We start from the raw sequence: 11,905 nt of genomic DNA on the forward strand, positions 1-11,905 counted from the left end.
CACCAGGGCGACCATTTGGTTCGATGAGCGGCGACCTCAGCCGTGCTCGGCAATCGCACGCCGAAACCGGCGAAGCTGATCACCCGGAAATGGGGCCGCGTACTCGCGGTACAACCGGTCCCAATCGCTCGCGTGAGGAGACAGCTCGAACTGCTGCCCCCGGAAGACAGGGATGATCGCGCAGTGGCAGTTGTCGTGGAACTTCACGACCGACGCATCGCCTGAGAACAGGTCGTTAGCGTCCATACCCGCCGACCCCTCCGTCGCGTAAACAGCACCACGCGATGCCATCAAGCGACAGAACGAGCAGGCACCCAACGCGGCGGCACGGGCATAGGCGACCGCCTGCGGGTCCCGGCGGACGGCCTGCCGGACCGTCTCCCGGCCTTGATCGGCCACCAGCTTCTGCGCAACGCCCGTCACTTGCCGTTCAGCTACGGCCACCCGGGAATTGAGGGGCTGCTGTTGCGCCTCAGTCTCGGTGCCCTGCGGCCAGACGTCGTGGATCGCCCACCGAAGCGAGGCCTCGACCTGCTCAGCAGGCGGTGGGTCCGCGAGCGGCGAGCGGAACCCGCCCCCGACGTCGGCCTGCGCGCGCTGCGCATCGTAGAACTCGGCAGCCAGAGAAGCCGACATGTCGCCGAAGCGGGAGACCACCTCGTCGGCCGCCTCCAGCCAGTCCGGGAGCGCCGCCGGCTGGGCCGGATTGAACAGCCGCCACAGTCTGCCGATATCCCTGAGCAGTAGCCGTGACAAGCCTCGCTGTGCCCGCCTGTACCGGTCTGCGGCGCCGTCCCCGTCAGAGACCGTTGATGCCATCCGGCACCCCCGGCGGCGGATGCTGGGCACCGTCGTCCAGTTGGGCGAGGCGCTCCATCAAGCTTGCGCCGGCCGAGGAGCGCCGCCGGTCCGCGCGCACCCGCTGCCGCTGCCCCTCCGTCAGCCCGGCCATCTCCAACGTCACATCGGAGTCGGCAGGAATGATGCCAGCCTGCACCAGCTTGACCGTGGCGTCCGCCTGCGCTGCCACCGTCGGTGTTGCCGGGTTTCGCCACACCGTTTCGATGCGGCGGGTCTTGTCTGGCGGCGTACCGTCCCGCACCCACAAAGCCAGGCGCATGGCTTCCTGCCAGCGGGACCCGAACCGACGGATCCTGCGTTCGCTACGTTTGACCAGCTTCGCTTCTGTCGATCGGATGGCGTCCGCGCTGGCGGGGTTGTCGGTGGTGTAGCCGAGCATGTGCGGTGGCAGCCCGAACTGGGCGGACATGATCCGCGCATACAAGTCGATGATCTTCGTCTGCCCGGAAGGGTCATGTGCGGAAAACTGCCCGACCGTCGGAACGGCCCCGTCCTCGTCCCGCTCCAACGCCAGGACGCGCCCGATGTACGTCTCCCAAGCCGACTTGGCGTTGCCCTCAGCATCCTGGAATGCGGACTCCGACGCGCCGAGGATGTACCGCTGCGGGGCCCCGAAGAACTCGGCGGCCACCTCGATACCCATCAGCCGGCGGCATGCCGCGTCCGTGATGCTCATGACGTCCGGGGTGATCTCCGACTTGCCGACCCGGTCCGCAGTGCGCTGCCGGTTCGCCAGCCTGACGATCGGAACCACGCCAAGGTTGTGCATGTCGCGGTCGACGACCTCCCAGCCGCCGGATGCGTTCGGCAGCGCCGTCACCGTCTGATTCGGGAGGTACAGGACGATCATGCGCTCGTCTGCGCCAGACTCGACCAGTCCGTCCGTCTGGCACTCCCGCAGACCAGCGACACCCATGCGTATGCGGGCATCCCACAGCAGGGTCATATCGAGCGGGCTCTCCACGCTGATAAGCGGAGGAGAGTCGCCACCGTAGTCACCGGAGCCGATGGTGACGTACTCGCGGCCGTAGGTCAGTGCGTCCAGGTGCGCCAGCGATGACTCATCCAGCAGATCATTCGCTGTGACGATCTCCGTCAGCTCCGACGAGTCCGACCCGTCAGCCCACCGGAACGCCTCCAGGTCAAGGCGTTCCTCCAGCGACTCAATCCCCACACGGGGCCAGCCGATGACCGTATGCAGGCCCTTGAGCTGAGGCGGAATGCTGATGCCCAAGTCACGGACCAGCTGCTCGCCGTTGAAGTACGCGTCCTTCAGTTGCAGCACCCAACGTTCCCGCATCATGTCCGCGCGCAGGACGTTGATCAGAGCCATCTCGTCGTCAGACAAGTGCAGCAGCGGAAGTTCGGGGATGGAAACGGTCATCGCAGCACCACCACCCGTCCCGACCTGCCGGTCTTCTTCTTACCGAGGCCCTTGGCCATGGCGTCAACGCGGGCTTGCCAAGCCAGGACCGCCGCAATCGCGACGTCGATCTTCTTTGGGCTGTCGGGGTGCTCTTTCATGATCTGCAAGCCGCTGCGGGACTCACGCCTGCGGGCATTGAGGATGTGACGGGTCATGACGCTCGATCCGTCATGCGTCAACTCGCCGTCCACCACGCTCGATCGGAACTTCTCCAGCGCACGCACGATGTGATTCGCCCGCCCGCCTGTCATCCACCATTCGATCGGGTGCTGAGTCGACGCCTTCAGCTTCAGCCGGCGGCCGTGATCCGCCTCCCACTTCGCAATGTGGGACTCCCAGCGGGCCGGGTCGGCGTACATGCCGACCACGTTGTAGTCGCGGAACGCGTCCTCAACCGTGGTCAGCACTTCCACCGTGGGAACCTGCCAGTCTTGGCCGAACGGCCCGTCAGGCTGCTCCCAGCAGCCCAGCAGGAACAGGTGCCCGTCGGATACGCGGCAGCCAACCAGGGCCGTAGCGTCTGTCACGCCACGGTTCCGGCGCCGCGAACCGTCGAACCCGATGACAATCTCCTCGCCGCGGCCGACCACCTTCGCCGGAGCGGCCGTTCCCGCCCATTCAGGCTGGGAGATCCACGAGTCCGAGGCGTGCGTGATCTGGTTCAGGAAGTCCGCGCGGGCCGTCTGCGGGTCCGTGCTTGGGTCCCAGATGGTCGACACCAGGGTGTCGAGGTCGACGTGCCCGCCGTTTCGGTCCGCCGAATCTCCGTAGGTGTACGTCAGGCCCGCGATCAGCGACTGCCGGTCCGCCATGTCTGTCTCGGGCGGCGCTTCGCGGTGGTCGTAGAACAGACCGTCGTCCCGCGCCCGGCCCTCCCGAATCTTCGCCCAGAAAGCCGCCGACTCCTCGGCCACCGACCCCTCACCGGGGATGAACGCGTTCGGTGACTCGATCGTCGTGCCACCGATCTTTGCCGCGTTGATTCGCATCGTCTCTGCCAGCCGGTTGCCGCGGTTCGACTTGACCCATTCCTCGGTCTGGTCCAGCACCGCGAACACCGGCTTGTTGCCCTTCACCGTTCGTGCCGACGACGTGATCGGCTCGATCCTGCCGCGCGGCAGATTCACGAAGGTGTCCAGTGGCTCCAGGCCGACGTACTCGTCGATCACCGGGCCCTGAAGCATTTCCAGGAGCGGCGCCCAGGTGTTCTTCGTCTGCGTCTCGGAGACCGCAGCGATCTGCACCAGAGGGGTACGAACCTCGGACCATGGCTTGCCGACGGGCTGCCCGTCCGCATCCCAGCCGTCCGGCACCACGGGTCCCAGCGCCTCGACGATCGCCAAGGCGGCCAGGAACGGACTCTTGCCCCACCCCCGCGGCCGGCTGATGACTCCCCGCCGGAAGCGGCGCTTGCCGGTCTGTGGGTTGATCTCGTAGTAGCGGAGAACGAAGTCCTCCTGCTCCGGGTACAGCAGGAACGGCTCGTAGTCGCCACGGTCGGGTGCCGCGAGATACGCCGATATCCAGTCGATGACCTCATACCCGAGCGACGGGACAGCGCCAGGCTCCGGGGGCTTCCACGGCACGACCCGCCCCCGATCTGCGAGGCTATTCGCCGGACGATTTGGGGGGCGGCAGCGCGTGAAGCGTTCCGCGCCGTTCACGAGCCGACTGTGGACCATCAGGACGCTTACTGTCCGCCTCGTCAGCCTGCGCGAACTGCATTCGCAGCCGTGCCCGGTCCTCAGGGGTTGCCCCGAACTTCGCCACCCTCAGCCGCAGCTCACCCGCGGCTGACATCTCGCCAGACCAGAGCCGCGCATGAACCACCGCAGTGTCGAGGAGGAAATCCCAGTCCGTCGAGCTGAAATGCTCCGCCTGCGGGCTGGCCTTCCACATCTCCCACCAGTCCAGCGTGCGGGCCGGCCACGCGTACTCGACCAGGTCGCCGTCCTTCAGCACCGACAGTGTCGGGAGTTCGGGAGGCTCGGCATGTTCGAAGCGGAGGACCGTCTGGGCGATCGGGTCCTTGTTTCCGCGAGCGCGCCGGGACGGATCTTTCGGTTGAGGGCCGCGGCCAGCCATGGCCACCACCCCCAATCGTCAGACCAGTGAGGCGATCACTCCAGCGGCGTCAGGCAACTCAGCAAGCCCGAGGGGCGTCCCGGAAACCCGGTCGCCCACGATCATGTAACGGCGGTCGGAGTACAGCTCAACCGCCAGCTCGTTCTTACGGATTCGTCGGCCGGCAGCGACTTCGCCACGGAACCACAGGTGCAGGCCGGTACCGGACCGGCCCCGCTCCATGTACGTCGGCGGCAACGCATCCACGATCCGCTGCGCCCACGGCAACACCTGGCCGTTCACCACTGCGTGGTCCAGGTCGACTACGACGATCCTGTCCAATGCGGTCAGCACGAAGCCGAAGCCGCCACCGACCGAAGACGCATCCACGGCGGAGAAGTCCGACCAAGACGCCGGGCTATCGACCGCGGCGAAACGACCATCCGTCCGCAGCGGAATCTTCTTCGACGAGTACCGCACCCAACGAGCACGGCTCGTCAGCTCGGACGGGATGCGGGCCGCCCGCTCGCCGGCCAAGCGCAGGTCCGTCGCCTTACGGCGGGCACGGTAGGCCGCCTGCTTGCATGCCGACGAGCAGTACCGGGCGTGCGACCGCGCCATGAGCGGGAGCGGCCCGGCGCAGTGCTCGCAGTCGGCGGCAAGGGTGGCGGTGGTGGGCATGGCTCCATGTTAGGGCCATCTGCGTTACGGTTCCAGACCCTTGACCAGCACTGTCACCATTCCGTGACTACAGACACAACGCCACGTGGACTAGACCTCTCGGGCATCGTCGCAGGTCAGGAAGCCCCCAGACCCGTAGCCGACGGCAGCGTGTATACGTAGCGATGTTCAAAAGATCATGATCAAGGAGATCCCCCCAGGTGATCATGGAACGGATGATCATGGGATTTCGGATTGATCTTGGTCATTGGATCTTCGGCGTGATCATCCAGACATCACCTTGATCGCCGCATCTGACCTCAACCAATCTTCGCCACAACCAAGTTGATTCGATCTTCGCTTCGTTATCGCTGAACGTTGATCACGAACATGTGATCACGTGATGTGTGTGACCTCGCGACCATCACCGTGTGCTGCCTCACCCGTAGCGCCGGCGTGCCGGTGCCCCGCCCTGGGGGTTAGGGGTGGCGTGTGCTGCCTTGCCTTGCCGCTTGTCGGCTTCGCTGTTCGAAGTCTTCGTTCAGCTTCGGCGTCGTCGTCCGACGTTGGCTCTGCTGCCCGCGTACATCCCTGTCACTCGCCGATGCATGGGCTGGCAGTAGCCCTTGGCTCTGGCTCCCATGTACTTGGTGAGCTGCTGGTTGCACCTGGCCCAGTCGCCTGGTGCTCCCAATCGGATCTTGGTCGCGCCGGCCCCGCTGGTCCAGTACCTTCGCAGGGTTTCGGCGTTGCCTCGCGCCTGCGTCCTCGACTTCGTGTGGCCATGTCGGTCACCCTTCGTGCGGCGCGGGCTCCTGGTCGTCTACGCGTTGGATGCTGGCGGTTTGTTCGGCGGGGATGGCGAGGACGACTGAGCCTTGTTCGAGGGAGAGCTTGTCGCGGAAGCCGGCCCATCCGTGTTCGAGGGTGAGGGTGAGGTTGGGGTCTTCGATGAGCATGTCGCCGCGGCGGCTTTCGGCGTGGGTGATGAGGTAGGCGGGCATGGTCACCGCCTTTGTCAGAGGAGGCCGGGGTGCGGTTCGGGGGGCCTTTGCCGGCCGGGTCGGGCTGCTTTAGCGGCGTGGCCTTCGGCGGCGGACTTGTACCGGTGGCAGTGCGGGGGTACGGCGTCGTGGGCCCAGTCGAGGTTGTCGGGGCTGTGGTCGTCGCCGGGGGTTTTGTGGTCGAGGTAGTCGCCGCCGGGTTGTCCGCAGAGGTGGCAGATGTGTTCGGGGTTGCGTGCGTGGGCGGCGGGGCGGATCTCGCTGCGCCAGTTGGACGGGAGCCGGCTGCGACGCGTGCTGCCTTGCCACCCGCCGCTCATAGCTACTCCTCGGGGCTGCGTTCAGTGTCGCTACTGAGTGACCATTCCCCGAAGCCTGCTCGTTGTCCGGCTGGCGTGCTTGCGGTGAGAGTTCCGTAGAGGCGCAGGGCGGCAGCTTCGGCGCGCTCGAGGGGGTTGTCCGTGCTACCGCTGATCTCGACGGTCACTTCGCGGATGCCGTCGGACAGCTTGACCGTGACGTCAGCCACAAGTGGGGTCCGTCTTGTCGAGCCATTCAGTAAACGCCTCGCGCATGGTGTCGTCGCCCCAGTCGTTGGAGTCGCGCCATTCGACGGCGTGCCAGATGTCGGCAAGCTCTGGGGCCTTCATCTCGGCGAGGTCGAGGTGGATGAGGACGTAGCGGGTGAGGCGGTGGGCCTTCGCTGCGCCTGGGACTTGGTCGGCTTCGAGTCCCGCAAGTCGGTCTCGCATAGCTTCGATGCTGCCGCGTCGGGCTTCGAGGTCGCCGGGGAGGTGTTCGGCAAGGTAGTTGTAGCTGCCGCCGCTCATCGTGCCCTCCGTCGCGTGTCCATCACTTCGGCCTGAGCCTTGGCGACTTCGTTCATGACCGTCTCGGTGAAGCCTTCGAGGTCGGGTTCGACTCGGAGTCGGACGACGTTGCCGTCGGCGGCCTCCTGCATGTGGGTGAGGGTGAGGTCGTTGGCAGGGATGCCGATGGTGTCGTCGGTGACGATGCAGCCTTTGGCGCCGATGCCGATGGCGAGCTTTGCCCACCACGTCACGGCGGCCTGGTAACCCTCGACGGTCGGGTACGAGGTCTCGTCTACGACGAGTACGAACGGCGGCCGGTCGTCTCCGGCACCTTCGGGCAGTTCGAGGACCTGGATGCGGGCCATCAGCCGGCCACCTCACGGAAGGGAACTTCGGGGACGATGAAGATCCCGTGCTCGTCCCAGTAGTGGATCTCTCCGACCCGAAGCTGGTCATCAACCCGCCGCAGAGTGACTTCCATAGTCCTGGCGTGGGATGGGGCGGTGACCATCTCCATAGTGAGGACGGTGACGTCATCCGAAACGGGGCTCGAACGGCGCCCGATCTCATGCCCGTTGAGCTTCGGGCGGATTGCCTCGAAGTCATCGAGTAGGCGGTTGTCGACGTGCAGTTCGACGGCAGCCATCAGCCGGTCACCGTCTTTGAGTTCTCGTTGGGCAGGAGGACGATGCTGAGGGCGTTCCCGGCGGGGATGTAGGCGACGACCTTGTTGGTGCCGTCGAGGAGGCGGTACTCGTTGCCCTCGAAGTTCTTGTCGACCTTGGCTGCGTTGACGGTGTCGCTGAGGCCGTTGTCGTAGGTGATCAAGTACTGGTTCATGGCGCGGGCTCCAGGAGTCAATAAGCGGGAAGGTCCTCTTCGGGCAGTTCGACGTGTCGTCCAGCCCGTGTGCAGCGTGGGCAGATACCAACGCTGCGGCCGGAGCCGGGACCGTACTCGGGGTCGGGGATGCTTCCTGCGAACTGGTGCCCGCCGTAGTGGGCTGAGCAGAGGACGCATGGCAGCCAGAAGAGGCGGTGGCGGTGGGCGTATTCGCGGTGGATGCGGGCCCACCGTTGCGGGAGGAGTCGCACCCACTTCTCGTTCTTCAGGCGCCGGGAAGCGGCGGTAGAGAGTGGCGGCCGAATGCCGTGGCGCCAGTACCAGAGGCGTTCGACCAGCCCTGGGGGACGCATGTGCATGGTGGCGGAGTACCGAGTCATGGCGCGGGCTCCTGAGGGTTACGGCTTCCAGTTGGGGCCGCGTAGCGCGGCAGGCACGTTAGCGGTGATGACGGTTGCTCCGAAGGCCCTCGCGAATGCCGCCGCCATGTCGATGTCCGGTGCGGGCCGCGCTGGACACTGGGGCGGCTGCGGCCGGTCGAGTCCGGCGAGCACGTCGTCGGTGATGCCGTGGGCGTGGGCGAGGTCCAGGAGTTCGGGGTAGTCGTTCAGGTTGTCGACGTTCGACAGGCCCTGATCGCCGTAGGTGCCGCAGCCCTTGCAGGCGGGTTCGTAGGCGACGTCAGGGTCGAGCCGGTGCCGGTTGAGGATGCGGCGGTCCGCCTCGCAGCGACGCAGGGTTGCCGCGTCGCCCGTCGGCTCGACTCCATGCTGAGCGACGGAGAGGCTGAGCCCGTCGGGCCCGTGGGCGACATCCGCCACGGTTCCGCTGATGACGTGGCTGCCGTCATCCGGCACGAGGGTGATGTGGCGGCCGGTCAGTTCGGCACGGTCGACTTGCTGGGTGATCCAGGTTTGGAGATCCATGGCGCGGGCTCCTGGTGGTGGGCGGCGATACGGTGGACTGCATGAGCAACGTGACGAGCGTGGTGATCGTCGTCGGCGACAGCGCAGCAGGAACGGCGGAGGAAGTCGCCCCAAAGGTCGCCGAAGCGGTCGGCGCCTGTATTCCCGAGCTGGCCGGTGATCTGCCGGTCATCTCCACCGCGCAGGACGACTGGGGCTTCCTCCAGGGCGGCCGGAAACCCGGAGGAGGCGCGATCATCTGGTTCGGATGGAACTACGCGCACCCGGCCGAGCTGGAGGCCCACCTCAAGGAGCAGGGCTTCGAGGGCGTCACCCTGTGGACGCAGGACGAACGGGGCGGCGTCCCGCGCGTCGTTAGCTGGTGACGGGGCCGGGTTAGCTGTCGAGTGCCCGCCTGATGCCCTCTTCCAAAGTCACAGCGGGTTGATAGTAGGCGAGCATCCGTGTCGGGTCGCACACCCGGTGGTGGACACCCTGCGGCGCGGACGGCAGGTGCTTGAACGCGGGCCGGTAGCCGGCGGCTTCGGTGACGTACCCGGCGAGCTGGTCGAACGATGTCGCCCGACCCCATCCGAGGTTCACCGGGCCGGTGACGTCCTGGTCGACGGCCGCCAACGTGGCCCCAACCAGATCGTCGATGTGGAACCAGTCGCGGGTTGAACTGCCGTCGCCCCAGATCTCGAACGGGTCCGCGCGCCGCTTGGCACGCTGGATGAACGCCGGGAACGGGTAGCAGTCCGCCTGGTCCTCGCCGTACCCGGAGAACGGGCGCATCACGTGCACCCGGCATCCCTCAGCCTCCGCGTACCGGGCCAGCCGCTCCCCGGTGACCTTGGCGAGGCCGTAGGTGGCGTCGGGCCGGCTGATCAGGTCGAGGTCGATGTCGTCCTCCACCAGGCGGTGGATGTCGCCGGGCTGCTGAAGGGCCACCGGGTACGCCGCAGACGAGCTGAAGAACACGGCGCGCGGGGTGCCGGTACGGATCAGCCACCGGAAGTACCAGGAATCCAGGGCCAGGTTCGTGGCGACACCGAGCGGGGAACCGTCGATGCTCGCCCGGCCGCCCACTACCGCCGCGCAGTGGATCGCAAGATCCCACCGCCGGTCGTCGTTGCGGAAGAAGTCGAGAGCGTCATAGAGGAACGGGTAGGCCAACTCGATGCCGGTAACGGTGTGGCCGCGCTCAACCAGTTCCCGTTCCAGGTGCCTGCCGATGAAGCCCTTGTGGCCGGTCAGGAGGACGTGCACTGCGCGCCTCCTTACCTTCGTGGCCCTGGGTGGCGTCGACCGCAGTTGCAGATGGGCTTTCGAAGTCGAGCCCTGTCGGACCGGTGATGCATCCGGAGTCGTCGGAGGAAGCACGAGAGCACCACGATCAACCCACCTTCACGGCCCGGTAGACGCCCCATGGGAGGTCGCTGTCGACGGGCTCCAGCCCGATCCGCGCGCACGCGTCGGCCTGCTGCTCGCGGGACCAGGTCGTGACCCCGATCCAGCTGTCGGCCTCGGACGGCGTCTCGGAGGTGGGCCAGTCGAGAACGAGGATTCCGCCGAGCTTCGTCGCCGCCCGCAGGCGCTCGATGATGTGCAGGCAGTCCGCGTAGCTGTGGTGGATGAGGACGGCCAGGCAGTACACGGCGTCCACGCGGCGGCGCCCGAGGTGCTTGGCGATCCCGTCGGCGTCTGCCTGCACCGTGGTCAGCTCGGTGGCTCGTTCTGCGAGTCGGTCGAGCATCCGTGGCGACGAGTCAACGGCGGTCACCTCAAACCCGAGCCCGGCCATGGGGATGGCGACACGCCCGTCACCGCAACCGAAGTCGAGCACCTTCGCCCCGGCGGGAATGACGGTGGCGAGCATGTCGGCCTGCGCGCGGCCGGACTCCCAGTAGGCGTCCTCGGAGACGCGGCGGAGTGGGTGGATCGCAGCCGGGTCGGCCTCATCCCAGGCCCGGATCACGGAGTCGGCGGTCATGAGGCGGTCTCCTGGTCGAAGCCGAGAATGTGCCGCTGGGGATAGTCGGCGTACTCGACGAGCACCCGCAGCTTCACGAGGTCGCCTTCCAGCCCGCCATTGTCGCGGTAGTCGTAGTAGGCGGCCGTGTCAGCGGACACCATGCTCTCGGAGTTGACCTCCTCGTAACCCGCGTCCAGCTCTGCCTTGCCGTTCGCCGGATGCAGGTGCTCGATCACCATGTCGTCGAGGTAGGTGATCCGCTGCATGCCGACTCCCCAGTCCTTCCAGACCAGGTCGACGCACAAATGGACCATGGCCGGGGGCGCAAAGTAGCCGAGCGTCGTCACGATGTCCGACGTCATCGCCACGGCCGTCGGCATGTTCTCGCCTTGGAGCAGGTCGTTGCCGTACACAATGCCGGGGCCGCCGGACAGGCACTCGCGGATGCGGGCATCCCACGGCATCGCCGCCGGACGGGGGCGGTGGTCGTCACCCATGAACCCGAGGAACCGGTACTGCTTCGCGGCCTTGACCGCCTGCGCGTTCAGGGTGCCGACGAGCCGGCGCCGCTTCCCGAACGTGAAGCGGATCTGCCCGTCCGACTTGAACTTCGCAGCCTCCCGCTTGTACGCGGCCAGCTCCGGGTCGTCAGTGTCAACCGCGAACAACAGGTCGGCCGTCGCCTTGGTCTCGTGCCAAGCCCGAACGATCGGCATGACGGCCTTGGGTCGTCCTCGGGTAGGGATGATGACGAGCAGGTCATCGGCCATGGCGCGGGACTCCCTCGGCAGGTTGGGTGTTCAAGGATCGCCGCCGTTCCGGAGTTGCACCGGTAGCTGGCCAGCTTGAGACGACAGTTCTCGTCTGCCGGCGGCGTCCCCGTCTGGGAAGTTTGTGTCCGCCCGGACCCTCGGCCGGGCGGACGGTGGGCCGAGCACTGGGGGTGCTTCAAGGCCCGCCTGCGCCACCGCGCAGGGGCTTATGCGGCAAGTAACGCCGTCTGGCGTTGGTGAGGGCCGCGACTGTTCGCTGCCGGGTCGGCGGGCTTGTACTTGGCCCCACCGGCGGCTGCCGCTTGGACGGTTGGGAGGTGGAAGTACTGCCCTGCTTCGCCGTCGAGGACGGGTTCGATCTTTCCTCGGGATACCCAGACGCGGATGGTTCCGGGCTTCACGCCGATGGCACGGGCAGCTTCCCAGAGGTCCACGAGGTTCGCGTCACCTTGAAGGCGGGCGAAGTGAATCTCGGCGGGGTCCGGGTTGGCGTAGGCGACCATGGCAACCTCCCGTAGGAACGCGAAAGCCCCACCGGCGAGTTCACGGTGGGGCCTTGGAAGCGTGGTGTGACATGTGTGC

General features: G+C 66.7%; 18 protein-coding genes. 1 reads left to right on the forward strand and 17 read right to left on the reverse strand.

Annotated features, from left to right (window positions below):
• Positions 1-36 precede the first annotated feature (36 nt).
• From OG875_RS04755 to OG875_RS04815, 13 genes are all read right to left on the reverse strand, one after another.
• Entirely contained in the window at positions 37-819 is a 783-nt protein-coding gene (locus OG875_RS04755) for a VG15 protein (RefSeq protein WP_443079065.1), read from the reverse strand.
• The gene (locus tag OG875_RS04760) at positions 800-2,245 is read right to left on the reverse strand and encodes a phage portal protein (protein WP_330172957.1); all 1,446 of its coding nucleotides are present in this window, start codon (positions 2,243-2,245) and stop codon (positions 800-802) included. The genes OG875_RS04755 and OG875_RS04760 overlap by 20 nt, the downstream gene beginning before the upstream one ends.
• Positions 2,242-3,873, reverse strand: coding sequence for a terminase (locus tag OG875_RS04765; RefSeq protein ID WP_330172958.1), 1,632 nt, complete (start codon positions 3,871-3,873; stop codon positions 2,242-2,244). The genes OG875_RS04760 and OG875_RS04765 overlap by 4 nt, the downstream gene beginning before the upstream one ends.
• 22 nt (positions 3,874-3,895) lie before the next feature.
• A complete protein-coding gene (locus OG875_RS04770) occupies positions 3,896-4,372 on the reverse strand; it encodes a phage terminase small subunit (protein ID WP_330172959.1) in 477 nt (158 codons plus the stop codon).
• A gap of 18 nt (positions 4,373-4,390) precedes the next feature.
• Positions 4,391-5,032, reverse strand: coding sequence for a bifunctional DNA primase/polymerase (locus OG875_RS04775; protein ID WP_330172960.1), 642 nt, complete (start codon positions 5,030-5,032; stop codon positions 4,391-4,393).
• A 770-nt stretch (positions 5,033-5,802) separates the two neighbouring features.
• Positions 5,803-6,015: a hypothetical protein gene (locus OG875_RS04780; RefSeq protein WP_330172961.1), complete on the reverse strand. Its 213-nt coding sequence runs from the start codon at positions 6,013-6,015 to the stop codon at positions 5,803-5,805.
• 14 nt (positions 6,016-6,029) lie between these two features.
• A complete protein-coding gene (locus tag OG875_RS04785; protein WP_330172962.1) occupies positions 6,030-6,335 on the reverse strand; it encodes an HNH endonuclease in 306 nt (101 codons plus the stop codon).
• A gap of 2 nt (positions 6,336-6,337) precedes the next feature.
• Positions 6,338-6,544, reverse strand: coding sequence for a hypothetical protein (locus OG875_RS04790; RefSeq protein WP_330172963.1), 207 nt, complete (start codon positions 6,542-6,544; stop codon positions 6,338-6,340).
• Positions 6,537-6,845, reverse strand: a complete 309-nt coding sequence (locus OG875_RS04795) for a hypothetical protein (RefSeq protein WP_330172964.1) — start codon at positions 6,843-6,845, stop codon at positions 6,537-6,539. The genes OG875_RS04790 and OG875_RS04795 overlap by 8 nt, the downstream gene beginning before the upstream one ends.
• Positions 6,842-7,192, reverse strand: coding sequence for a hypothetical protein (locus OG875_RS04800; protein WP_330172965.1), 351 nt, complete (start codon positions 7,190-7,192; stop codon positions 6,842-6,844). The genes OG875_RS04795 and OG875_RS04800 overlap by 4 nt, the downstream gene beginning before the upstream one ends.
• Entirely contained in the window at positions 7,192-7,473 is a 282-nt protein-coding gene (locus tag OG875_RS04805) for a hypothetical protein (protein WP_330172966.1), read from the reverse strand. The genes OG875_RS04800 and OG875_RS04805 overlap by 1 nt, the downstream gene beginning before the upstream one ends.
• A complete protein-coding gene (locus OG875_RS04810; RefSeq protein ID WP_330172967.1) occupies positions 7,473-7,667 on the reverse strand; it encodes a hypothetical protein in 195 nt (64 codons plus the stop codon). The genes OG875_RS04805 and OG875_RS04810 overlap by 1 nt, the downstream gene beginning before the upstream one ends.
• Positions 7,668-8,068: 401 nt before the next feature.
• Complete coding sequence (locus OG875_RS04815) at positions 8,069-8,596, reverse strand: hypothetical protein (RefSeq protein ID WP_330172968.1); 528 nt, start codon at positions 8,594-8,596, stop codon at positions 8,069-8,071.
• A gap of 41 nt (positions 8,597-8,637) precedes the next feature.
• Between OG875_RS04815 and OG875_RS04820 the strand changes: the two genes are divergently transcribed.
• Entirely contained in the window at positions 8,638-8,961 is a 324-nt protein-coding gene (locus OG875_RS04820) for a hypothetical protein (protein ID WP_330172969.1), read from the forward strand.
• A gap of 10 nt (positions 8,962-8,971) precedes the next feature.
• Here the strand turns inward: OG875_RS04820 and OG875_RS04825 are convergent, their stop codons facing one another.
• The 4 genes from OG875_RS04825 to OG875_RS04840 all read right to left on the reverse strand — a co-directional run bounded on the left by OG875_RS04825 (position 8,972) and on the right by OG875_RS04840 (position 11,826).
• On the reverse strand, positions 8,972-9,844 hold the full coding sequence (locus OG875_RS04825) for an NAD-dependent epimerase/dehydratase family protein (RefSeq protein WP_330172970.1): 873 nt from the start codon (positions 9,842-9,844) through the stop codon (positions 8,972-8,974).
• Between the two features lie 127 nt (positions 9,845-9,971).
• Positions 9,972-10,568: a class I SAM-dependent methyltransferase gene (locus OG875_RS04830; RefSeq protein ID WP_330172971.1), complete on the reverse strand. Its 597-nt coding sequence runs from the start codon at positions 10,566-10,568 to the stop codon at positions 9,972-9,974.
• Positions 10,565-11,320: a hypothetical protein gene (locus OG875_RS04835; RefSeq protein ID WP_330172972.1), complete on the reverse strand. Its 756-nt coding sequence runs from the start codon at positions 11,318-11,320 to the stop codon at positions 10,565-10,567. Before OG875_RS04835 ends, OG875_RS04830 begins: the two co-directional genes overlap by 4 nt.
• 209 nt (positions 11,321-11,529) lie before the next feature.
• Complete coding sequence (locus OG875_RS04840) at positions 11,530-11,826, reverse strand: hypothetical protein (RefSeq protein ID WP_330172973.1); 297 nt, start codon at positions 11,824-11,826, stop codon at positions 11,530-11,532.
• Positions 11,827-11,905 lie beyond the last annotated feature (79 nt).

This window comes from Streptomyces sp. NBC_01498 (assembly GCF_036327775.1).
GTDB lineage: Bacteria > Actinomycetota > Actinomycetes > Streptomycetales > Streptomycetaceae > Streptomyces.